Annotated in this window: 23 protein-coding genes and 1 tRNA gene; 10 read left to right on the top strand and 14 right to left on the bottom strand. The window is 65.5% G+C overall.

Going from position 1 to position 20,333, the window contains the following annotated elements; genetic code table 11:
* Window positions 1-3: 3 nt before the first annotated feature.
* The 3 genes from I1E95_RS04675 to I1E95_RS16800 form a co-directional block, all read right to left on the bottom strand.
* Entirely contained in the window at window positions 4-2,475 is a 2,472-nt protein-coding gene (locus I1E95_RS04675) for a plasma-membrane proton-efflux P-type ATPase (RefSeq protein ID WP_231594870.1), read from the bottom strand.
* Between the two features lie 90 nt (window positions 2,476-2,565).
* The gene (locus I1E95_RS04670; RefSeq protein ID WP_197165879.1) at window positions 2,566-2,967 is read right to left on the bottom strand and encodes a DUF302 domain-containing protein; all 402 of its coding nucleotides are present in this window, start codon (window positions 2,965-2,967) and stop codon (window positions 2,566-2,568) included.
* 99 nt (window positions 2,968-3,066) lie between these two features.
* Entirely contained in the window at window positions 3,067-3,417 is a 351-nt protein-coding gene (locus I1E95_RS16800) for a CsbD family protein (RefSeq protein ID WP_231594869.1), read from the bottom strand.
* Between the two features lie 388 nt (window positions 3,418-3,805).
* Between I1E95_RS16800 and I1E95_RS04660 the strand changes: the two genes are divergently transcribed.
* Together I1E95_RS04660 and I1E95_RS04655 are read left to right on the top strand one after the other, a co-directional pair.
* Window positions 3,806-3,890, top strand: a tRNA-Ser gene (locus I1E95_RS04660).
* Window positions 3,891-4,113: 223 nt separating this feature from the next.
* On the top strand, window positions 4,114-5,394 hold the full coding sequence (locus tag I1E95_RS04655; protein ID WP_197165877.1) for an integrase arm-type DNA-binding domain-containing protein: 1,281 nt from the start codon (window positions 4,114-4,116) through the stop codon (window positions 5,392-5,394).
* On the opposite strand, the gene I1E95_RS04650 is transcribed toward I1E95_RS04655, so the two are convergent.
* The 5 genes from I1E95_RS04650 to I1E95_RS04630 all read right to left on the bottom strand — a co-directional run bounded on the left by I1E95_RS04650 (window position 5,367) and on the right by I1E95_RS04630 (window position 8,658).
* On the bottom strand, window positions 5,367-5,573 hold the full coding sequence (locus I1E95_RS04650) for an AlpA family transcriptional regulator (RefSeq protein WP_197165875.1): 207 nt from the start codon (window positions 5,571-5,573) through the stop codon (window positions 5,367-5,369). The two genes, I1E95_RS04655 and I1E95_RS04650, sit on opposite strands and share 28 nt — an antisense overlap.
* Before the next feature lie 50 nt (window positions 5,574-5,623).
* Window positions 5,624-6,388: a BRO family protein gene (locus tag I1E95_RS04645; RefSeq protein WP_197165873.1), complete on the bottom strand. Its 765-nt coding sequence runs from the start codon at window positions 6,386-6,388 to the stop codon at window positions 5,624-5,626.
* Window positions 6,385-6,669: a hypothetical protein gene (locus tag I1E95_RS04640; RefSeq protein ID WP_197165871.1), complete on the bottom strand. Its 285-nt coding sequence runs from the start codon at window positions 6,667-6,669 to the stop codon at window positions 6,385-6,387. The genes I1E95_RS04645 and I1E95_RS04640 overlap by 4 nt, the downstream gene beginning before the upstream one ends.
* Entirely contained in the window at window positions 6,669-7,184 is a 516-nt protein-coding gene (locus I1E95_RS04635) for a hypothetical protein (RefSeq protein WP_231594868.1), read from the bottom strand. Before I1E95_RS04635 ends, I1E95_RS04640 begins: the two co-directional genes overlap by 1 nt.
* Before the next feature lie 217 nt (window positions 7,185-7,401).
* Window positions 7,402-8,658, bottom strand: coding sequence for an IS256 family transposase (locus tag I1E95_RS04630; RefSeq protein WP_197161565.1), 1,257 nt, complete (start codon window positions 8,656-8,658; stop codon window positions 7,402-7,404).
* Between the two features lie 240 nt (window positions 8,659-8,898).
* On the opposite strand from I1E95_RS04630, the gene I1E95_RS04625 reads away from it, so the two are divergent.
* Window positions 8,899-10,464 carry an IS3 family transposase gene (locus I1E95_RS04625; protein ID WP_197165869.1) on the top strand — a complete coding sequence of 522 codons (1,566 nt, stop codon included), beginning with the start codon at window positions 8,899-8,901 and terminating at the stop codon, window positions 10,462-10,464.
* A 183-nt stretch (window positions 10,465-10,647) separates the two neighbouring features.
* Here I1E95_RS04625 and I1E95_RS04620 read toward each other — a convergent pair whose 3' ends face one another.
* From I1E95_RS04620 to I1E95_RS04595, 6 genes are all read right to left on the bottom strand, one after another.
* The gene (locus I1E95_RS04620; protein ID WP_197167593.1) at window positions 10,648-10,785 is read right to left on the bottom strand and encodes a hypothetical protein; all 138 of its coding nucleotides are present in this window, start codon (window positions 10,783-10,785) and stop codon (window positions 10,648-10,650) included.
* The gene (locus I1E95_RS04615) at window positions 10,775-11,014 is read right to left on the bottom strand and encodes a hypothetical protein (protein WP_197165867.1); all 240 of its coding nucleotides are present in this window, start codon (window positions 11,012-11,014) and stop codon (window positions 10,775-10,777) included. Before I1E95_RS04615 ends, I1E95_RS04620 begins: the two co-directional genes overlap by 11 nt.
* The gene (locus tag I1E95_RS04610) at window positions 11,011-11,766 is read right to left on the bottom strand and encodes a hypothetical protein (RefSeq protein WP_231594867.1); all 756 of its coding nucleotides are present in this window, start codon (window positions 11,764-11,766) and stop codon (window positions 11,011-11,013) included. Before I1E95_RS04610 ends, I1E95_RS04615 begins: the two co-directional genes overlap by 4 nt.
* Before the next feature lie 126 nt (window positions 11,767-11,892).
* Window positions 11,893-12,576 (bottom strand): helix-turn-helix transcriptional regulator, encoded by a 684-nt coding sequence (locus tag I1E95_RS04605; RefSeq protein WP_197165865.1) that lies wholly within the window; start codon window positions 12,574-12,576, stop codon window positions 11,893-11,895.
* A gap of 30 nt (window positions 12,577-12,606) precedes the next feature.
* Window positions 12,607-13,134 carry a hypothetical protein gene (locus I1E95_RS04600; protein ID WP_231594866.1) on the bottom strand — a complete coding sequence of 176 codons (528 nt, stop codon included), beginning with the start codon at window positions 13,132-13,134 and terminating at the stop codon, window positions 12,607-12,609.
* Complete coding sequence (locus tag I1E95_RS04595) at window positions 13,092-13,433, bottom strand: hypothetical protein (protein WP_197165863.1); 342 nt, start codon at window positions 13,431-13,433, stop codon at window positions 13,092-13,094. Before I1E95_RS04595 ends, I1E95_RS04600 begins: the two co-directional genes overlap by 43 nt.
* A 71-nt stretch (window positions 13,434-13,504) precedes the next feature.
* Between I1E95_RS04595 and I1E95_RS04590 the strand changes: the two genes are divergently transcribed.
* From I1E95_RS04590 to I1E95_RS04560, 7 genes are all read left to right on the top strand, one after another.
* A complete protein-coding gene (locus tag I1E95_RS04590) occupies window positions 13,505-13,693 on the top strand; it encodes a hypothetical protein (RefSeq protein WP_197165861.1) in 189 nt (62 codons plus the stop codon).
* Window positions 13,680-16,178 carry an AAA family ATPase gene (locus I1E95_RS04585; protein ID WP_197165859.1) on the top strand — a complete coding sequence of 833 codons (2,499 nt, stop codon included), beginning with the start codon at window positions 13,680-13,682 and terminating at the stop codon, window positions 16,176-16,178. The genes I1E95_RS04590 and I1E95_RS04585 overlap by 14 nt, the downstream gene beginning before the upstream one ends.
* Window positions 16,179-16,580: 402 nt before the next feature.
* Window positions 16,581-17,291, top strand: coding sequence for a hypothetical protein (locus I1E95_RS04580; protein ID WP_197165857.1), 711 nt, complete (start codon window positions 16,581-16,583; stop codon window positions 17,289-17,291).
* Between the two features lie 97 nt (window positions 17,292-17,388).
* The gene (locus I1E95_RS04575) at window positions 17,389-17,736 is read left to right on the top strand and encodes a hypothetical protein (protein ID WP_197165855.1); all 348 of its coding nucleotides are present in this window, start codon (window positions 17,389-17,391) and stop codon (window positions 17,734-17,736) included.
* A 3-nt stretch (window positions 17,737-17,739) separates the two neighbouring features.
* Window positions 17,740-18,144, top strand: a complete 405-nt coding sequence (locus I1E95_RS04570; protein ID WP_197165853.1) for a hypothetical protein — start codon at window positions 17,740-17,742, stop codon at window positions 18,142-18,144.
* Entirely contained in the window at window positions 18,141-18,674 is a 534-nt protein-coding gene (locus I1E95_RS04565; RefSeq protein ID WP_197165851.1) for a hypothetical protein, read from the top strand. The genes I1E95_RS04570 and I1E95_RS04565 overlap by 4 nt, the downstream gene beginning before the upstream one ends.
* Complete coding sequence (locus I1E95_RS04560) at window positions 18,671-20,329, top strand: terminase (protein ID WP_197165850.1); 1,659 nt, start codon at window positions 18,671-18,673, stop codon at window positions 20,327-20,329. The genes I1E95_RS04565 and I1E95_RS04560 overlap by 4 nt, the downstream gene beginning before the upstream one ends.
* Window positions 20,330-20,333 lie beyond the last annotated feature (4 nt).

Genomic DNA, 20,333 nt, shown 5'->3' with positions numbered 1-20,333 from the left:
GCTTTAGGCATGCATCTGCCGGCTTGAATCGGCTGGGTTGAGGCCTCCTGGCCGCTGGTGATGGGGCTGTGGGATCAGGATCCGATAGGTGAGTAATTTCAAGCGGTCGTTGACGAGGAACCAGGCAAGGGCATAGCCCCACACCAGCAGGGCCCAGCCCCAGCCGAGGGGGGTCATGAACCATCCATACACCGCGATCAACGTCGCCACCAGCTGTGTGCCGCAGACTGCCCACAGCAGAACCCGTGCGGGACGGATCGACCAGAAGGGTCCGCGGGTGCGTGTGAGGAAGATCGTCAGATGACCGGCCACAGAGAGCTTCAGATACATCAGAGTCTGGAGATGAGAGCGATCCAGCTGAAAGACGCGCTCTCCGAGATAAAACAAGCCAAAGGCTGAGACGACTCCGACAAGGCCCAGGATTGTCGCGACCCCCATCACCACGCGCATGTTCCATCGTTCTGGATCGTTGCTGTAATGAACGTTGTCATAGGCAATTGACAAGATGGCGCCGTCGTTGAGCAGGGCCAGCATCACGATCATCACGGCCGTCACAGGATAGAAATTAAAGGCCAGGATCGAAAGCGTCATGAAGAACAGCACACGCAGTGTTTCGGCGATGCGATAGATCGCATAGCTGTTCATCCTCTGGAAGATTTTGCGGCTCGTCTTGATGGCCTCGACAATCACGGACAGTCCCGGTGTCATCAGCACGATGGAGGCCGCGCCGCGCGCCGCATCCGTTGCATCCGCAACGGCGATGCCGCAGTCGGCCTTTTTCAGCGCGGGTGCATCGTTGACCCCATCACCGGTCATGCCGACGATGTGGCCGTGCCGCTGGAGGACATCCACAATCTGAAACTTGTGCTCAGGAAACACCTGGGCGAAGCCATCCGCCTTCTCGATCGACTGCGCCAGCTGCTCCGATGGCTGGGTCGTCGTGGTTCCGAAAACACTGGCATCGAGGATCAGGGAGCCCATCCCCAGGTTCTCGGCTGTTTCTTGGGCGATCGGTAACTGATCACCCGTCACCATCTTGGTCTTCACGCCCATCTGGAGCGCGGTCGCGATGGTCGCCTTGGCTTCCTCTCGAGGAGGATCAAACAGGGGAAGGACACCGAGAAACTGCCATTGGTCTTCCGCATCCGTGCGGGCCACTCCCAGTGAGCGGAAGCCCCGTGCAGCAAACCCGTTGATTGCGCGCTCGACGGCGGTCTTCACCTGGGCAGCATTGGCTGACAACGCCAGAATCACCTGCGGGGCGCCCTTGGAGACCTTGAAGGCCACTCCATCCAGCCCCCTGACGGTGGCTTCAGTTCGCTTATGCACCGGGTCGAAAGACTGGAAATGAACCACCTGGTAGTCCTCCAGACTCTGGCCCTCACTGAGTCCATCAAGCACAGCCCGGTCGATCGGATCCTTGTTGTCAGCTCGCGACGCCAGGGCCGCGGTGAAGATCACCAGGTCCGGCCCACTGGCAACGGCCGATGAATCCACGCTGAAGGGATCGCCAAGGGTCAGAGCGTTCTTGGTCAGCGTGCCGGTTTTGTCCGAGCAGAGCACATCCACCCCAGCCAATTCCTCGATCGCCGCCAGCCGCGTCACGATCGCCCCTCTCATCGTCAACTGGCGCGCCCCCACAGCCATGGTCACTGAGAGCACCGTGGGCATGGCCACGGGGATCGCGGCAACGGTCAACACCAGGGCGAACTGAAGGGTGGTGAGTAGGGGGTCGCCGCGCAACACCGCCACGGCAATGATCACCGTGACCAAAGCCAGTGCCAGCAGGATCAGGACATTTCCGATCTTCAGAACGGCTTGTTGGAAATGGCTGACGCTGTGAGCAGCCTGCACCAACTCCGCTGTTTTGCCGAAGTAGGTGTTCGCACCTGTGGCATAGACCATCGCATCGATTTCACCCCGGCGAATGATCGATCCCGAGAACACGGCTTCACCGCATCGGCGCGTGGCTGGCAACGATTCTCCCGTCAGGGCAGATTGATCGACTTGCAGCGGCTCCCCATCCAGCAGGCGGGCATCCGCCGGCACGATGTCGCCGAGGCGTACATGGATGACGTCGCCCGGCACCAGTTCACGTGACTCCACGGAGGTCCACTGGCCATCGCGTTTCACCTGGGCCTTGATGGCCAGCTTGGCTTTCAGTGCCGCGATGGCATTGCCGGCCTGGTGCTCTTCCCAGAAGCCAATCCCAGCGTTGGCAAGAAGCAGCAGCAGGATGATGGCGAAGTCGGGCCAATGCTGGGCCAGCGCGGAAAGAACCACGGCTGCTTCAATCATCCAGGGAATTGGTCCCCAGAAATAGGTCAGAAACTTCAGAATCTGATTCGTCTTCTTTTCGGCAAGCTCGTTGCTGCCGTACTGCTTCAAGCGGCGCAGAGCTTCACCCTGGCTGAGCCCGTCCGGAGAAGACTTCAGCTTGTCCTGCAGTTGCTGGGTGTCCAGATCGTCCAGCAACTCATTGTGGCCATGGCGTTGATGTGCTGGATTCATCGTCCTTTCCCTGGAGCTAAGCCAGCTCGGCCACGCATGGATCAGGCATCATCCTCAGGTGCTGTGGGACGCTGCTGCCTGGATGATGGCTGTGGTGGAGGATTCGACCTCTCGCGCCACCTCCGCCAGCTCCGGTTCCGAGGACAGATTGAGCAACATGCCCTCGGGCCGGATCATGCCGATCCGGGTCTGGCCAGCCTCGGTGTAGATGGAGATCCGGCAGGGCAGAGCCATGGTCAGCCTCATGTCGTTCATCAACACCTTGGCCGCCTGCCTGGGGTTGCAGACCTCGAAGACCCGGCAGTTCTCAGCGAAGGTGATGCCCTTGCTGCGCAGGCTGTCGCCAAGATCAAGCACAGTCAGAACACCGAACCCCTGGGCGGCAACAGCAGCCTGAAGATCGCTGCTGGCCTGCTCGAACGATTTGTCCGTGTCAACGATGAAATAGGGATTCATAGAATCAGATTCTTCGAATGCTCAGAGCCGATGCCCGCTGATCAGGCGTGCCTGGATGGCAAGCAGCGCGCTGATCAGCAGGCCCTTGTGGCGCGTGATTCAGCTGAGATCGTCGGCCACCTGTCCGGCGGCATCACGAACATTTCTGGCGACTGATTGTGCGCCTTTCTTCAGGTTCTCTGCTGTGTTCATGGCAGAAGCCTGGACCTGCTTGGCCTTGCCTTTGATCTGGTGGCCTGTATCGCCTGTGAGTTCGCCGTAGGCCGATTCCAGTTTGCCTTCGGCCTCTTTGGCAGCGGCGTCCATTTTGTTTGACATGGTTGCGAATGCGATGGGGTGAGTGAGAGGCGTCATGGCCATGGCTGAGCCAGTCAATGGAATCAGCATGGTGACGAGCGTGATGGCCAGTGCCATCAGCGAGGCCATCAACTTGGTTGGGAGAATGGTCATGGAATCTGCAGCGGCACCTCTCTGAGTTCAAGGCTAGCCACGCGTTCAGGCAGGGAGCCTGGGTGCCTGTCCGTAGGGGCTGTTCACGGCTCCACCCTGCAGATTGACCTGTCGTCGCAGGCGGTTTCATTGTAATAACGATTCATGTAGTTATTTCCCGTTCTCCTGTGGTGTCCGAGGAGTCTTTGTTCCCGCTCGGCCGACAGCTGGGATGTGGGTGCCCTCTCCAAGACACCCAGCGGCAACCGTCAGGTCGTCCCGCACGGATCGACGGTGATCGCCTCGATGCCGAGCCCTTCAGGCCTCCGGGCCTCGGCCCCGGACGGCGGCTCCGTAGAGTGGCGCCTGGGCGATTCACCGGTGTCCGCGGGCACGGGCGGTTGGCTCTGGAGAGGTGGCTGAGTGGTCGAAAGCGAACGACTCGAAATCGTTTGAAGGGAAACCTTCCGTGGGTTCGAATCCCACCCTCTCCGCTTTCACAGGATCCGAAGGGATCCGCGGAAATTCTGAAACCGTTGTGGGGCAGTCGATCTGCGCTTTTAGGTCGTACGGGCAGATCCGCTGAGAGCCCGCTACAGCCGCTGCGGATGACGGTATTTTTGACGGTATAGCCAGCCGGGTCCGGGTCTATACCGTCACCTGGCTTGCCGAACCGCCGACATCCCCTCCCGCGCCAGCGTTCCGGCGCTGTCCGTCATGCTCAGTGACAAGGCGATCCAGGCCCTGCGGCCCGATCCGGACCGCCCGGGCACCAAGCACCACGACCGTGACGGCCTCTACCTCTGGGTGGCGCGCTCCGGCTCCAAGACCTGGCGTAAGGACTACCGCTGGCAGGGAGTACGCCGCACCTTCACCATCGGCTCCTATCCGGCCGTGCGGCTAGCCGATGCCCGCAAGCTGGCCCTGGAGCTGAACACCTGGATCAAAACCGGCATCGACCCACGCACCCAGGCCCCAGGCCAGCAGCGCAAGCAGGTGCAGAACAGTCGCCGACCGTTCACCCAGATCGCACAGGTCTGGTTTGAGCACCACAGCGCCAGCTGGAGCCCCCGCTACTGCAGAGATATGCGGGAGAAACTTGATCACTTCGTGATCCCGGTACTGGGTCAACTGGATATCGAGGCGATCACGCGCAGCGATATTGAAACCCGGCTGCTCGCACCCATCCTCGCCAGGGGTGCCCATGAACAGGCCCGTCGCTGCAACGACGTCACCCGTCGCGTGATTGAGCACGCCGTTGACCTCGAACTTCGGCAGGACAATCCCGCCGTCAAAGCCCGCAAGGTCATCGCCGCCACCCGCGTCACCCACTACCCCCGCATCAGCTGGGTGGAGCTTCCCGAGCTGCTGGCAGTGATCGATCGCTTTGAGCGGCAGCGGCTGGCTGAGCGCAGCAGCATCATCGCGCTGCGCCTGATGATGCTCACCCTGGTGCGACCCAGTGAACTCAGGGAAGCCCGTTGGAGCGAAGTTGATATCGAGGGTCGTCAGTGGATCATTCCCGCTGAACGCATGAAGACGCGCGTTCGTCACATCGTGCCGCTCTCATCGCAGGCGCGGCTGTTGTTTGACCTGCAGCGGCCGATCAGTGGCCACACCGATCTGGTCTTTCACACCCCCAACCACCGAGGCAATGGAGAACTGCGGGTGATGAGCAATGGCTGCCTCTCGATGCTGCTGCGGCGCATGGGCTTCCAGGGGCGGCAGACACCCCATGGTTTCAGGGGGTTTGGGCAGACGAACTGCATCGAGCAGCTCAAGATCCCCAGGGTGGTCACCGAAAAGCAGCTGGCCCATGCCGATGGCAACAGCGTCAGCCGCGCCTACGACTGGGCCGAATACCTCGAGGAGCGGTCCGACATGCTGCAGCGCTGGGCCGATCTGCTCGATCAGGTGGCCGTCGCTGCCGCTCTGGCGCCGGTCTCAGAGCTGAGCGCAGAGATGGCTGGTCAACCATCAGCGCTGCAGGCCGCCTGACGCTTCGAAGTGATCCAGTCCTCCAGCTCCTGCTGGGACCAGGCCACCGCCCGCGGGCCAATCACGATTTGCCTAGGGAACTCGCCTGTGGCGATCAGGCTGTAGATGGTGGTGCGTGAAAGGCCGACCCGGTGGATCACCTCCGGGAGCCGCAGCAGTCGATCGGTTGCGGATGTCATGGCTGATGGTCTGGGTCTCAGGTGCGTGTCTTGGATTGGTTGGGTGCCTTTCAGTTGGTCTGGTGCAGCAACGCCACCACTGCCGGATCCCAGAGGATCTGCTGGCGGCGCTCTCCCCGACTGCAGAGCGGCAGGGCGACGCCCCAGTCGCGACCGGCTTCTGTGAGCTGCCAGTCGTCGTCCTCGTTGCGCTGCTGCAATTCGGCGGCAGCGAGCCGCTGGTTGGTGTGGCGAAGCGTGCCATCCAGTCGGTCCGCCAGTTGATCGGCCGTCAGCCAGGCCGCCCCTGCGCGGTGCGAGACGCGTTGCTGCACCTCAGCGCCGGCGGTACTTCTGCTGGCCTGGATCTCCTCCAGGACGCTGAGCAGGGCCTCGGCCTGCGACACGCCGGTGAGGTGGATGATCTCGTCTGCCCCGCGCAGCACCTCTGTTGCGGTCTCCTTGCGGATCGCCTCGATGTTGTGTCGCGGCAGATCCCCTCTGCCCTGGTGACGGCGCTGCAGGGCGGGCAGCAGCTCGTGGGTGAGCCAGCGCCTCATCCGGGGTGCGCTGGGGTTGTCACTGTTCAGCAGCCTGCGCAGCAGCGCGGCCTCGTTGATCAGCGCCAGCGTGAAACCACCGGCGCCGGGACCCTCTTCTGAATGGAGGCAGTGCTCCTCCTCGCGCTGGATCGCCATGGCCCAGACCATTGGGCTTACAGGTAGCGCGTCGCAGACATCGGCGACGACGAACCAGGCCTCGCCCTGTTGATCGGTGCTCACCCGGATGCGGTGCCCCTCGAACACGTAGGGCACCAGAGCGGACGTGTTGCTCATGGCTGGGAAGGTGAGGGGACAGAGGTGCCATGCGGCGACGCGAACACTGCAGGGGTGAATCGCCCCGGGGCCGAGGCCAGTGGTGCCGGCACCGGGCCCGCCAGGACCAGCAGCACCGTGCTCAGCTGCAGGGCCAGCACCAGCCACAGCAGCCACTGCAGCTGCCGCATGCTGCTCAGCCGCACGGTGGTGGTGATCGGCCGGCGCGTGCGGCAGAAGGCCGGCAGCTGTGGCTGTGCCATAGGCCGCGGCGTGCGGCCGGGGTGTTGGGGGTGGGCCATCAGAAGGGCACCTCCTCATCGGCGAACTCATCGCCGTAGTCCTCCCCATCCGCCAGCGGGATCGCCTGCTGCTGGCGGGCAGCGGCTTCATCGGAGCGGTAGGCCTGCTCCGCCGCCTCGATCCAGGCCGGATCGCCGCCCTCGCGGATGCTCAGCGGGCCGTAGAAGCCGATCGTGACGTTGCGCGGCACCGCATCGGCCGCGGCCTGGTCTTCGATCTTGGGGCCCTTGGGGTTGCCGTCCTGGTCGTACTGCTGGGCCCAGCGGGTCTCCAGCACCAGCACATCCCCCACATTCAGCCGGCCGCGGCGATGCTGACGCCGTGCCTCGATCCACTCGCCGAAACCCTTGGCCTTGAGGATCAGCCGCACCCGATCCCCCGGTGCCGGAACGCCGCCCTCATCACCGATGCGAGCCTCCATCGTCGTGCCGGGCATGGCGATCGCATGGACGACCATCTCCTGCTTGACCTTGGGCCGGCCCTGGCGGTCAATGCCGTTGGGGATCGGCTCCATCGCGCCGCTGGTGAGGTTCTTGCGGGTAGCGCCCCTCCGAGTGGTGTAACTCAGGAGGTCCTGTGACCCTCTCCGGAGGGTGAACAGGAGCAGTCAGGGGATGACTGCTTGGAAGCTGATTGCGCAGCTCCATTGATCCATTATGAACCCTGATCGCTGAATTGGCAACTCAGCGATCGATGTGTTCTGTGTAGATCGAGGTAGAAGCTGGTGCGCTTCAGCTGATGGTTGCAGCCGGCTGGGCGTTCGGATCTGCATCGGTGAGCTCCAAGGGCTCTTCTGGCTCTGGGATCTTGGCCATGGTGGCCTCAGAGAAGAAGCGGCGACGCTCCAGCTGCCATTCCTCCTGCTGCTCCAGCAGCTGGCTGCCCACCAGGCGCACGATCGCTGGATCATTGGGGAAGATGCCGACCACGTTGGTGCGGCGTTTGATCTCCTTGTTGAGGCGCTCGAGCGGGTTGGTGCTCCAGACCTTGCGCCAGTGCTCCTGGGGGAAGTGCAGGAAGGCCAGCACGTCGTCCCGGGCGGCTTCCATCACGGGCACGGCGCCGGGGAACTGCTTGCGCAGCATCTCGGTGACCCGCTGCCAGTGGGCGCGCACCTGATCTGGAGCCTGGATCACGAACACCGCTTTCATGGCAGCGGCCACCATGTCCTGGCCGGCCTTGGGCACATGGCTCAGCAGGTTGCGCAGGAAGTGCACCCGGCACCTCTGCCAGCTACTGCCCTGGAACATCCGCTTGATCGCTGCCGTCAGGCCCAGGTGGGCATCCGAGATCACCAGGCGGGTGCCGTCGAGGCCACGCTCCTTGAGTGAGCCCAGGAACTGACGCCAGAAGCCCTCCGCCTCGCTGTCGCCCACGGCAATGCCGAGAACTTCGCGGTAGCCGAGGGCATTGATGCCGATCGCCACCACCACCGCCCGCGACACCACCTGCATATTTCGGCCCAGGCGGCCGTGGAGGTAGGTGGCGTCGAGGTAGACGTAGGGAAAGCGGGCATGGTCAAGCGGCCGGCCCAGAAAGGCTTTCACCTGCTCATCGAGCCCCTGGCAGATGCGGCTCACCTCCGATTTGGAGATGCCGCTGGCCCCGCCCAGCGCCTCCACCAGGGCGTCGACCTTGCGGGTGGAGATCCCGCCGGTGTAGGCCTCCATCACCACGGCGTAGAGCGCCTTGTCCACCCGGCGGCGTGGCTCCAGCCAGCTGGGAAAGAAGCTGCCCTGCCGCAACCTGGGAATGGCCAGGCTGAGGTCGCCCACCTGGGTGGTGAGCAGCCGCTCCCGGTAGCCGTTGCGATGGGTGGAGCGCTGATCGGGGCAGCGCTCATGGAGTTGAGCGCCCGTGAGGGCAGAAACCTCGGCTTCCAGCAGGTCCTGGAAACCCCGGCGCACGATCTCTGGGATCAGGGCGCCAGCGGTGGTGCCCTCCATGAGCTGGCTCAGCTCGGAGGCGCCACTATGGGTGAGGGTCATGGTCTGTGTTCGGTTTGGTGGTAGTTCTCCGAACAGGGTCACAGACCGGCCCACCCATTGCCACAGCTGAAATCTGAGGGAGGTGAGCCGTCAGCCCCGGCTACGCCGGGGCTGATCCTCCTGAGTTACACCACTTGCTGGGACGCCGCTTTCTTGCGTAATCGGTCGCGCTGCTCCCCCTGCGTCAGGAAAGTTGTCCGCTCGGTCTGACCCATCCACCAGGGGGCCAAACCGACGACCATGAAACCGACCTATGACACCGCTGTGCGGGACCAAGTCCGCCAGCGCATGAGCCCGCCAAACCGGGAGAGCGTGGCCGAGATCGCCCGCTCTACCGGGATCACGACCCAGACCCTCTACAACTGGCGCAGCCAGTGGCAGAAGCAGGGTCAGCTCGTGCCAGCCACCACCAAGCCGCCAGAGCAGTGGAGCGCTCTCGACAAGCTGGCCGCTGTGATCCAGGCGGCCGGCCTGAGTGGCCCTGATCTCGGGGCCTTCTGCCGTGAGCGGGGCCTCTACCCCAAACAGCTTGCCCGCTGGCGGCAGGCCGCCGAGGATGCCAATGGCCCCAGCGCTCCGAGCATGGCTGATCAGCGAGAACTTCAGCGTAAGAATCAGGAGCTGATTCGCCAGAATCGCCGCTTACAACGCGAATTGGAGAAGAAGGAGAAGGCTCTCTCGGAGGCGGCAACACTGCTGATGCTCTCAAAAAAAGCTCGATCAGCTGTGGCCACGGGACGAGGAACAATGATCCCGCCAGAGGATAGAAGTCAGCTGATGGAATTGTTCCGAGAAGGTCTCAAAGAAGGGGCTTCTGCCACGGCGATTGCAGATCTGATCGGTATCTGCTCACGCACGTTACGGCGCTGGGGCATTGCGTTCCAGACACATGGATTCAGCCAGGATCGCCGCAAAGGCTCTCCACGGAATGTGGCGCACCGATTCACACCAGAAGAGCGGCAGCGCTTAATTCACATCGTCAACGATCCGCGATTCGCGGACCTCACTCCCGCCCAGATCGTGGCCATCCTTGCCGAGGAGCGAATCTATGTGGGTTCAGAGTCCACGATTTACCGCATCATGCGGCAAGAGGGTCTGCTGAACCACCGTGGCAGAACCCGCCTGCCGCGTGAGCCCAGGGAGGTTCCGGTGTTGGAAGCAACGGGCATCCATCAAGTACTGGCCTGGGATATCACCCTCCTCCCCGGCCCCGTGAAGGGGCAGTTCTATTACCTCTACATGGTGATGGATGTATGGAGCCGGCGCATCCTCGGCGCAGAGGTGCATGAGCATGAATGTAGCGAGTTGGCCAGCGCATTCTTTGATCGTGTCTGCCGCGATGAAGGGATCAGCAAGGAGACTGCTGCGGTCCTGCACTCGGACAATGGCGCCCCCATGCGCTCATTCACTCTGGCGGCCAAGATGGCGGAGCTGGGGGTGTCGCTTTCGTTCTCGAGGCCACGCGTCAGCAATGACAACGCCTATGCCGAGTCGTGGTTCCGCACGATGAAATACCACCAGAGTTATCCGCTCAGGCGATTCCGGGATCTGCTTTCGGTGAAAGCCTGGGTGGATGGCTTTGTCGAGTGGTACAACGCTGAGCACCGGCACAGCGGCATCAAGTACGTGACGCCCAATCAGCGCCATTACGGCCAGGCTGACGCGATCTGCGCCATCCGCCAACAGACCTATGAGGAAGCTCGGCAGAGGCATCCTCAGCGCTGGAGCCGGCCACCCCGCAACTGGTTACAGCCACAGGTTGTGAGCATCAACCATCCGCGACCGCAGAAACCTGTGGCTGCTTGACCCTCAACAATCCAGGCCCCCGTGGCTGTCCGATGGCGCCCCTCCAAGGGCGCGATCGGCAACAGCCGCGATCAGGGACCGGACGCCCCAACCCCGACCGAAGACAGCCATCGATGACAACAACACCCCGGCCGTGCGGCCCCTGAACCTCAACTCGCAGTACAGTCCATCTCGGTGCTCAGCTCAGCACCCCGAGCGGACAACTTCCCTGATAGGTCCCGGCTCGGGGCGCACGATCGCCAGATAGGCCACCTCACCGAGGCGCTGCTGACGGATCACCGGCGCCGCGATGCGGCTGCCGTCGTTGAGTTCAATCGCCATGGGACTTGCTCGAAAGAGTGGACGGGGAAGAGGTCAGGGGAAGCAGTGGCTCCAGGCCGGCGCCCAGCCGCAGCAGGTGATGGGCGGCGCCGGAGAGGCTCAGCTGGTGCTCGGCCGACAGTTGCCGCACCTGCCGGTAGACATCGCTGTGCACGCAGACGCACAGGTAGTGACGGCCGTGCTGTGAGCGCGGCTGGGGCCTGGCGTAGGCGCGGCGGCAGACGCTCATGGCGTTCCCCCCGCCAGCTCGCGCTCGAACACGTCGATGAAGTCCTTGTGGCGCCGCTGGGTGATGCGGTCCTTGATCGTCCGCACCTCCCTGGGCACCTGGAAGTGGTGGCGGAACTCGATCGTGAACCGCTTGCGCGCCTCCTGAGGCATCGCGGCCAGGAACTTGTGCAGGGTGGCGATCTCCTCGTCCGTCAGGGGCTCCAGGCCGGAGTCGCTGGCTTCGGGGCCATCCGGAGCGCCGGTGTCCCACTCGTCGTCTGCGGCTTCAGTGTCGTCCGCAGCGGGGGAGGCGGCTGCACTGCCGGCGCCTGCGGTGTCCGCCACCGACGGCTGCGTCTGTTCCGGCTCGATAGTCCGAGGAGCGCTGCCCACGGGAATGCCCAGCAGGCCCGCCAGCAGGGAGGCGGTGAGCGCATGCCAGGCCGCACTCCCCTCCTGCGGTGCCTGGGCTTCGCTGAACTCCTCGGCGCCGCCGCGGTGCCGCAACGTCACCCGCAGCACTTCGTGCTCCTCGTTGATCAGCTTCTGGGCGCTGAACGAGAAGCCCAGGGCAAAGGCCGGCGCCGCCGCCTGAACAACCTCCTGCATGGAGGTTTCGGCGATGGCGGCCATCTGGGACTGGAACTGGGCCAGGCCCTCGGCCCACAGGGCGCGAGCCTGCTCGCGGCTCTGCAACAGGGCCTGGTTGAGATCAAAGGCGGAGGTGGGACCTGGCGTCGGCTCCATCCGCCCGCAGGGGGTGGTGGTCATCGAAGGCGCTGCGGGACCGGCGCCCGCTTGCCTCGGATATTAGCGGCTCGCTAATCCGAATCTGTATCTTGCGCAACGCAAGGCATGGCGTACTCCGAACCTGCTCCGAGCCTGTTTGTGCATCCCTCAGCTGGCACCCGACTTGATGGACCATTCCTCCAGCCAGCGCTGCGGCAGCCACGCCTCTCCGTCCCACATGCCCTGCAGCTGCTCGGCGGAGTACGGCTCAAAGCCGGCCAGCATCGCCTGAAAGGCCTGCCGCTGCTTGGCTGGCGCCGCCTTGGCGGCGGAACTCAGGGCCTCCATCACGCCGATGCCGTGCTGCTTGGCGGTCTGCACCAGCTGGCTGCGCCACTGCTCGCTCAGCTTCGCCGCTTCTGCGGCATCGACCTCTGGCTGGGCCGGCACCGCAGGCGCCTGGTAGGTGGTCGGCACCGGCAGCAGGCCCAGGTGGCAGCTCCAGAACTCCGCCGGCCCCCACACCCGTCCCTCGTCATCCACCAGAGGCCTGGCCTGGCTGATCAGGTCCTTGAGGGCTCGGGTGCGCACGCCGCTGAAGTCTTTGGCGGCCAGTCGGCGGTTCACCTCCGCCAGGGCAAAGAAGCTCTCCGGGCGTGGCTTGGGTGCCTTGCCGTTCTCGAACACGCTCAAGGTGCTGGGGGCCATCACTTCAAAGCCGGCCTCCTTGGCCCACTTGTAGGCCGTGTACTGGGTCCAGTTGTTCAGCTCCCGCCAGCGCCTCAGCATCCGGCCGAACTCCTGACCGGCTTCGAGCTGTTTGGCCTCGATGTACCGGTACTCAGAGGACATCAGGACTGGGTTCTGGCCATTAGCGAAAGGCTAAGGCTTTTGCTGCCGATTGGAATTGGCAGCATCGTGATGCCAGAACGCCATGGGCCTGGCCCGCTGTCGCCAGTGCCGGCCCTTGCCGCGGCGAACCTCAGGCTCCACCAGGCCACAGAAAATGGCTTGATCAGGCGTGAGCAGAGGCGCTGGCCAGCAGATGGCCTCCCGCAGCCGCAGCTCCAGGTGTTGGCGGTGCTTCAGCTCCAGCAACGCCACCGGCTCCACGATGCGGCTGTCGGGCCCCAGGGTCCAGTCGTCGCGCTGACAGCCGAACTCCCAGTCGCGGCCATCGGCGGCCCGGGCCCAGAGCAGTGCTCCAAGCTGGTCGCGTTCGATCGCGATCTGCAGCTGCCAGCCGCTGGCCAGATCGAGGCGCATCCTCCCCCACCAGATCTCGTGCCAGGGCCTGTCCGCCAGGAAGGCCTCTCCCGCCAGCAGGGCCAGCAAGGCATGCTGGATCTCGGCGGCGCAGCAACGGCTCAGGTGGCGCAGAGCGGGTGACGCAGGCCAATGCCACGGCACCAGAGCGCCCACTCCCCCGGCGCGATCGGGTTGGCGCAGCACAGGCAGCGGCCGGGATGGCGTACGCGGATGCGGCGAAAGCCCGCCGGGTCTTGCCCCTGCTCCACGCCCGTCGCCACAGGTGACTTGGCGGGCGAAGGGCGATGGGTTGCGATCTGCAGCCCGTGCTCGCGAATCAGGCGACAAGCCAGGAAGGCGCTGGTGCGCGCTTCCTCCAGGTGGGGCGAGGCGCTCATCGCCACCAGCTTCTCGACCTTGGCCAGCGCTTTCTGCGCCGCTGCTCCAGCGTCCATCGCCATTCAACTCACCGGTTCAGCCTAGCGAGCCCGAGTTAGTGCCGATAGGCTGGCTCGGTCCATCGAAGTCCCCCATGGCTCCGCTGATGACCCCGCTCTCGGTGCAGTTCACCCCCGAGCAGCAGGCCTGGCTGGACCGGCGCACCCGCGGCGGTCTGCTGTCGCGCTCCTCGGTGATCCGCCTGATCGTCGCCGAGGCGATGGAGCGGGAACAGCTGAGCGCCCAGGCACTGCAGCGTCAGAGGCTTCATGGCCAGCGCTGAACCAGCCTCCGCCCCCACGCTGGCCTGTATCGACCACGCCGCTGCCCAGCAGTTCCTCTCCCTGCTGGGCAAGGACCCCACCAGCGCCCGGCTGCGCGCCTTCCCCCACCGCGCCAACCCCGCCAAGGAAGTGATTGGCGCCCGCAAAGGCCCCTTTGACCTGGAGCTGGCGGACCAGTGGCAGCGGGAAGGCCGCGGCATCTACCTGGTGATCAACGACGGCGGTGACCGCAAGAGCGAGATCACCGCTTGCCGTGCCCTGTTCGTGGAGTGGGACGACCGGCCGATCGATTGTCAGCTGAACGCCTGGCGGGAGCTGGCACTACCGGAGCCGTCGCTGATCGTGCTCAGCGGCGGCAAGTCAGCCCACTGCTACTGGCTGCTGCACCGCCCCATCCCGCCGCAGGAGTGGGCACCGCTGCAGACGGAGCTGATCGCCTATGCCGGCGGCGACCCCCACTGCAAGGACGCCTCGCGGGTGATGCGGCTGCCGGGCTGCTGGTACGTGGATGCCTCCGGTGAGCCCACCGCTCTGGTGGAGCTGGTGCACGTGAGCGGCCACCGCTACACGCCGGAGGACATTGCCCTGGCGCTGCTGCCAGATGAGTTCGCTGAATCCGCTGCAGACCCGTCGCCCCAGCAAGCCATCCCCTTGGAGCAGCCCTGCGAGGGTTCATCCAGCGGCATTCCGCTGCCCGAGCTGGGCGACGAGGACTACGGGCCGCCGCGGCCACTGGAGCAGATCCGCGCTGCCCTGACGGCCATCCCCCGCCGCGTGGCGGGCAGCAACACCTACGCCGACTACCGCAATCTCCTCTGGGGACTGATCCAGGCCTGCGAGCAGGCCGGCCACGACCGTGAGCTGGCGATCGCCCTGATGGAGGCCCACAGCCCATCGGCCAGCTGCGGCTGGGACATCCGCCAGGTGGCCAGCTCCGGCGGCGAGCAGATCAGCGCCGCCACCTTCTGGTTCCACGCCCGTCAGCACGGCTGGCTGCCGCCGGAGCCGGCCCACACCCCCAGGCCTCCCGGAGCGCAGGCCACAGGCAGCCGCCGAAGCCAGGGCGACACCGGCGGGCGCCATCCCGGTGGCAGGAGCAACGAGCGCAGCAGCAGCACCAAAGGTGCCGGCACCCGCCAGCAGCGCTTCTACCCCAGACCCGACACCCCGGTGCGCTGGGGAAAGGTGCATCTGCCGATCAACCGCCGCCTCAACGCCTTGGAACACTGCATCCGTTCCCTGGTGGGGCGAGAGCGCAACAGCCTGCGCCGCTCCGCTCGCGTCCGCGAGGCCCACGCCGCCCTGCAACTGAAAACGGCCCTTCGGCTGCAGGAGATCGGCCAGCTAATCCTCGAGGCCCACGACCTGCGCAACGGCAACCGCTTTCGCGGCCTCGATCAGGCCGAGCGCCTGGCGATGCCGCAACCCGTGGTGGCCTGGGAGATCCCCGGCTGCATCCCCCGCCGCGACCTCTCGATCGTGGGCGGCCGGGCCAAGGTGGGCAAGACGCGGCTGGTGCATGCCCTCGCCCGCTGCCTGCTCTGCGTCGAGGACTTTCTCGGGTTCGGGGCCCCGGACGAGCCAAGGCCGGTGATCCTGGTGACCGACGACCAGGGCGACGGCGACACCGCCCAGATGCTGCAACAGCTGGGGATCTGGGATCACCCGTTGCTGCTTTGGTCGCGCCGCTTCCGGGTCACCGAGGCCAACCTTGATGCCCTGCTGGCCTGCCTGGCCGCACACCCGGGGGCTGTGGTGATCCTCGATTCGCTGCGCTCAATCACACGCAGCTGCTGCTTTGGCGAAAACGACCCCGAGATGGGCTCGCTGATCTACGACCTCAAGCACCAGATCACCGATGCCGGCGGCACGTTGCTGTTGATCCACCACTGCAACAAGGCCAACGACACCACCGGTACCGAGGCCCTCTCGGGCCACAACGCCATCGCCGGAGCGGCCAACACGATCCTCACCCTGCACTACCTGGCCAAGGGCAACCGGCTGATCAAGGACTCGCCCCAGCGACGCCTGGTGCGCGAGGCCCGCTCTGGGCCGCCGGCGGATCTGGTGGTGGCGATTGACGGCAACAGCGGGACCTTCGCGCGGCTCGGCACCTACGACGACCTGCAGGAGCAGCAGGAGCAGGAGAGCGATCTCGATCGCGCCGGCCAGAGGCTGCGCAAGGCCAATGAGAAGCAGCAAGAGGCCCTGCGTTACCTCCAGGCCCTCCATGCCAGCGGTCTGGCTGGAATCGGTCTGCTGGAGCTGCTGCAGGCGATCGGCATGGCGCCGGCTGAGGCACGGCTCAAGCGAGACCTGGAGGGAGAAGCCCTGACCACTTACAAGGGCCTGGGCCGATTCCTCGGCAGCCTGGATGGCCTGGTGACGTCCACCCGTGTGGGCACCAGCGGCCAGAGTTACTACCTGCGCTACGGGCTCAGTGACGCCGGGGCGGAATGGCTGGCCCGTGAGTTCAATCTGTAGAGGTGGATTCTTGCGATTCTTTCGATCCCCCTCCAGCGCAGACCATCTCACGGCCCCAGGTGAGCGGACGCTTTCGGGATTCTTTGGATTCTTTGCTGGCCACTCCCTGTCCGCCGCCGCTCACGTGCCACTGACCCACGACGGCTGGAACGGGAGCTGGATTCTTGGGTTTCTTTGGACCCGCCTCCAGCGCAGGCACTTTGGCGCCCCAATGGGGATGGATCCGATCTGGATTCTTGGGATTCTTTGCGGCATCCCCTTCCCTGGGGTCGAAAGCTCCTGGGCACCAAAGAATCCAAAGCAGCCAAAGAATCCCACGTCCGATCTTCTGCCCAGAACCCTTGCGCTGCAACGGGATCCAAAGAATCCAACCAATTTGGTGTTTCACGTGAGGTTCTGGTGATGGCGCTTTCCACCAAGGCCCCCTGCTCAGAGCGCCTGAGTGAATCCACGGGCTGGTTGGCGCCGATCCCAGGCTTGCGGCGCACGGATCCGCAGCACCGCTACTGGCTGGGGGATCACCTGTTCGCCGTGTCCGTCACCGGTGTGGTCGGCTCCAGCAAGAGCGACTGGGCGATGGCCCGCATCGAGGCCACCCGCCACCTCTGGGAGCCGCGCGGCCACACCGTGCACCTGGCGCTGGAGGCCCTGCTGCACAGCCGCTTTCATCCCCTGCACCAGACCCGCCAGCAGGCCAGCGAGCTGCTGCAGCACCTCCGCTCTGGCGACTACCGGGACTGGATCGAGCCCTTGCTGGCCCACCCCCACTGGCGGCAGGTGACGGTGATCGCCTCTGAGCGGCCTACCTGCTGCCTGATCCGCAACCTGGCCGGCACCTACGACACCGGCTATATCCAGCACACCAGCGGCCTGCGGGTGCTGGCGGACCTGAAAACCCTGTCTGGGCGCCACTCGAGCAGCTACTGCACCCGCGCCCAGCTGGGCGGCTACTTGGCCCTGGAAGCGACCTGGGGGGTGCACTACGACGCCGGCCAGACGATCTGGGCGCGGCCGGGTGAGACCCGCTTCTCGCCGCTGTATTCCCGCGAGGAGTGCCTGGCGGCATGGGCAGCGGCATGGGCGGGCTACGTGAGTCGCTTTCGGCCGTGGTGACCCGCTATCCGAATCGTTGTATTCGGACTATCGAGCCGCTATCCTGCATGGCAGGCCCTGCTTCCTGCGCCGCACGACGCTTCCCTTGTTCTCGCCCATGGCTGCCAGCTCCACCACTCCTGCAGCCGCTGGCGCCGGTGATCTCGATGCGCTGCTGGATCGCATCACGGTCCTCAAGGTTGAGCAGAAAGCGATCGAGGCCGCACTCACACCGCTGCTGGAGCAGCTCAGCGGCGCCCTGGAGGCCGGCGAGCTGGATGCGAACTTCTCCCACAACGACTGCAGCTTCTGCTGGTCGGCTGGCCGGATCAGCTACGTCTACCCCGAGCCGCTGCAACAGCAGGAGCAGGCCCTGAAGCAGGCGCAGCGGTTGGCGGTCGCCAGCGGGACGGCCAGCCAGAAGCAGGGCAAGGCGTTCTGGACGATCAAGCCGGGCCGGAGCTGAGCGATGGCCAATCCCCAGAAGCGCAAGGGGGATGCGGCGGAGCGGGAGGCAGCGCTGCTTTTGAGCGAGCTGCTGGGGATGACGGTGCGCCGCCGACTGGGGGCAGGGCGGACCACCAGCGCTGGCGGTGACACCGGTGATCTCGATGGCGTGCCCGGCCATGTGATCCAGGTGGCCAGCTGGGCTAACACCGCCGCCGCGGCCCGCACCAAGCCCGAGGAGGCCGCGCTGCAGTCCGTGCATGCCGGTGTCCCGTTCGCGGCGACGTTGGTGCGGTTCCGTGGCGGCACCTGGCGGGTTGTGCTCACCCCCCAGCAGTGGGCTGCCTATGTGGCCTGGATCCTGCGGCAGTCCCCCCAGGGGACTGCGCTCCCTGATCTGCCGCCCAGTAGTGGAGGTGGAGCATGAGCCCCGAGCAGCCACCGACAGCGGGCGCTTGCTCAGACGCGGGCGTTGAGTCGCTGGAGGAGCTGCGTACTGCCCCGCCCCAGCAGGACGACGACGGCAACCCGATCTGGCCTGCCGCCGACCCCAGCAGGCCGGTGGGCAAGGGCAACCCGCCGCGGGGGCGCCGCAGCAAAACCCACAAGCCCCGCGCCACCCACATGGAGGTGGAGACCCGCATCGCGGAGGCGCAGCTGTGGGTCGCGAAGCGGCTGCCACTGGCCGTAATCAGGGAAAAAGCTGCCCAGAACTGGGGAATCACCAACATCAAAACGGTGAGCCGCTACCTGGCCCTGGCGCGGCAGCGAATGGTGGAGGAGCTGCTCACCGATCGGCGCCGGCACCAGGCTGAGCAGATCTTTGCCCTAAATGAATGCGCCAGGCGGGCGATGGACGCCGAGCAGTTCAACGCGGCGGTCGGTGCCTTCCGGGTGATTGCCGAGATCGGCGGATTGCTGCGGGCACCGATCAAGCCGCCGGAGCCACGGGCATGACGGCGAGCACCACCATCACCGCGATGCCTGCACCGGTGTTCACGCCACAGGCCCCTGCAGAAGGCGGATTGCTGTTGCCGGAGCTCGACCCATGGGGCGACGGTGGCCTGCTGTACCTCCCCACGGCCACTGCTGCCGAGCCATCGGAACCCCAGAGCCTGCGCAGCTTCATCGCCGAGGCCTACCCCCGCTACGGCTTCCACCACTGGGCTGAGCTGCTGATCGACCTGCTCCAGCAAGTGGCCGATGGCCAGCTGAGCAGGCTGATCGTCACCTGTCCTCCCCGGCTGGGGAAGAGCCTCCTGGTGTCCAAGCTGTTCCCGGCCTACTTCCTGCAGCGCTACCCGCATCTCTTTGCGGCGATCGCCTCGTACTCAGCCGAGCTGGCCTACGCGCACTCCCGAGAAGCCCGCCACTTCTACCGGGTGACCGGCCACCTGCTGGCCCGCGATTCGGCGGCGGTGGGCAACTGGCTGACGCGGCAGCGGGGCGGCTGCATCGCCGCCGGTGTGGATGGGCCGTTCACGGGCAAGGGCTACAGCCTGGGAATCATTGACGACCCTTACAAGGGTCCCGGTGATGCCGCCAGCCCTGCGCTGCGGCAGAAGCTGATCGACTGGTTGCGCTCGGTGTGGCTGACCCGCGCCGAGCCGGCTTCTGTGTTGGGGCCGGACGGCAGGGAGCAGCCGAACCTTTCGGCCCAGGTGGTGGTGCTCACCCGCTGGGACCACCAAGACGTGATCGGCTGGCTGTACGAGCAGGAGCTGGGCGAGGCCCCCCAGCACTGGACCGTGCTCGATCTGCCGGCCATCGCCGAGGACCCGACCGATCGCCCCCAGATGCCGCCCACCTGCACCCTTATCCCCGACTGGCGCCACCCAGGCGAGGCGCTGTGTCCAGAGCGGTTCCCCCTGCCGGAACTGCTCAAGATCAGAGCCCGCCTCGGTGCCTACTGGTGGGCGGCGTTGTACCAGCAGCGGCCCAGCCCGGCGTCGGGCTCGATTTTCCTGCGCCAGTGGATCAGGCCGCCCTTCCCCCGCGAGGGGACAGGAACGGCCGCTGGCCGGCAGCGGCAGTACGCGCTGCTGGCCCTCTCCTGCGACCTGAGTTTCAAGGGGGAGGCGGAGAGCGACTATTGCGGCTTCTGCCTGGCCGGCCTGCTGGCACCACCGCCCAGGTCGATCAACCCGCGCAGCGGTGAACCCGAGGGGCAGCTGCAGTGCAACGCCTTGGAGATGGAAGTGCTGTGGGCAGCGCGGCATCGCTTTGGCCTGCCGGAGGTAATCCGCTTCCTGCTCGGCTGCCTGGAGGCATTGGAGCAGCAGGGCTTGAGGCCCAATGCGGTTCTGATCGAAGACGCCGCCAATGGCCCGGCGGTGCTGCAGATCCTCAGGCGCCGCGTGCCGGGGATGCTGCCTATCACCGCTCGCGGCAGCAAGGAAACCCGCGCCCATGCCGTCGCCCCCCTGGTGGAGGCGGGGCAGATCCGTTTCCACCACCGCGCCCAGCCCCTGGTGGAGGAAGCGATCCGCTTCCCCAAGGGCAGCAAGGACCTGGTGGATGCCTTCTGCCAAGGAGCCCTGTGGCTGGAGGGCCGCTACTGGAAGGCCCAGGGCATCCAGCCGGTGGTGACGCCGCTGCTGGTGAGTCGGTGAGGGG

This window comes from Synechococcus sp. CBW1107, from assembly GCF_015841355.1.
Classification (GTDB): domain Bacteria; phylum Cyanobacteriota; class Cyanobacteriia; order PCC-6307; family Cyanobiaceae; genus Regnicoccus_A.
This window is presented reverse-complemented; position numbering and strand designations above follow the sequence as displayed.

Coding starts and splice junctions, on each gene's coding strand:
- I1E95_RS04670 (WP_197165879.1), bottom strand. CDS start 2,967: ATGAATCCCTATTTCATCGTTGACACGGACAAATCGTTCGAGCAGGCC.
- I1E95_RS16800 (WP_231594869.1), bottom strand. CDS start 3,417: ATGACCATTCTCCCAACCAAGTTGATGGCCTCGCTGATGGCACTGGCC.
- I1E95_RS04655 (WP_197165877.1), top strand. CDS start 4,114: ATGCTCAGTGACAAGGCGATCCAGGCCCTGCGGCCCGATCCGGACCGC.
- I1E95_RS04650 (WP_197165875.1), bottom strand. CDS start 5,573: ATGACATCCGCAACCGATCGACTGCTGCGGCTCCCGGAGGTGATCCAC.
- I1E95_RS04645 (WP_197165873.1), bottom strand. CDS start 6,388: ATGAGCAACACGTCCGCTCTGGTGCCCTACGTGTTCGAGGGGCACCGC.
- I1E95_RS04640 (WP_197165871.1), bottom strand. CDS start 6,669: ATGGCCCACCCCCAACACCCCGGCCGCACGCCGCGGCCTATGGCACAG.
- I1E95_RS04635 (WP_231594868.1), bottom strand. CDS start 7,184: ATGGAGCCGATCCCCAACGGCATTGACCGCCAGGGCCGGCCCAAGGTC.
- I1E95_RS04630 (WP_197161565.1), bottom strand. CDS start 8,658: ATGACCCTCACCCATAGTGGCGCCTCCGAGCTGAGCCAGCTCATGGAG.
- I1E95_RS04625 (WP_197165869.1), top strand. CDS start 8,899: ATGAAACCGACCTATGACACCGCTGTGCGGGACCAAGTCCGCCAGCGC.
- I1E95_RS04620 (WP_197167593.1), bottom strand. CDS start 10,785: ATGGCGATTGAACTCAACGACGGCAGCCGCATCGCGGCGCCGGTGATC.
- I1E95_RS04615 (WP_197165867.1), bottom strand. CDS start 11,014: ATGAGCGTCTGCCGCCGCGCCTACGCCAGGCCCCAGCCGCGCTCACAG.
- I1E95_RS04610 (WP_231594867.1), bottom strand. CDS start 11,766: ATGACCACCACCCCCTGCGGGCGGATGGAGCCGACGCCAGGTCCCACC.
- I1E95_RS04605 (WP_197165865.1), bottom strand. CDS start 12,576: ATGTCCTCTGAGTACCGGTACATCGAGGCCAAACAGCTCGAAGCCGGT.
- I1E95_RS04595 (WP_197165863.1), bottom strand. CDS start 13,433: ATGGCGATGGACGCTGGAGCAGCGGCGCAGAAAGCGCTGGCCAAGGTC.
- I1E95_RS04590 (WP_197165861.1), top strand. CDS start 13,505: ATGGCTCCGCTGATGACCCCGCTCTCGGTGCAGTTCACCCCCGAGCAG.
- I1E95_RS04585 (WP_197165859.1), top strand. CDS start 13,680: ATGGCCAGCGCTGAACCAGCCTCCGCCCCCACGCTGGCCTGTATCGAC.
- I1E95_RS04580 (WP_197165857.1), top strand. CDS start 16,581: ATGGCGCTTTCCACCAAGGCCCCCTGCTCAGAGCGCCTGAGTGAATCC.
- I1E95_RS04575 (WP_197165855.1), top strand. CDS start 17,389: ATGGCTGCCAGCTCCACCACTCCTGCAGCCGCTGGCGCCGGTGATCTC.
- I1E95_RS04570 (WP_197165853.1), top strand. CDS start 17,740: ATGGCCAATCCCCAGAAGCGCAAGGGGGATGCGGCGGAGCGGGAGGCA.
- I1E95_RS04565 (WP_197165851.1), top strand. CDS start 18,141: ATGAGCCCCGAGCAGCCACCGACAGCGGGCGCTTGCTCAGACGCGGGC.
- I1E95_RS04560 (WP_197165850.1), top strand. CDS start 18,671: ATGACGGCGAGCACCACCATCACCGCGATGCCTGCACCGGTGTTCACG.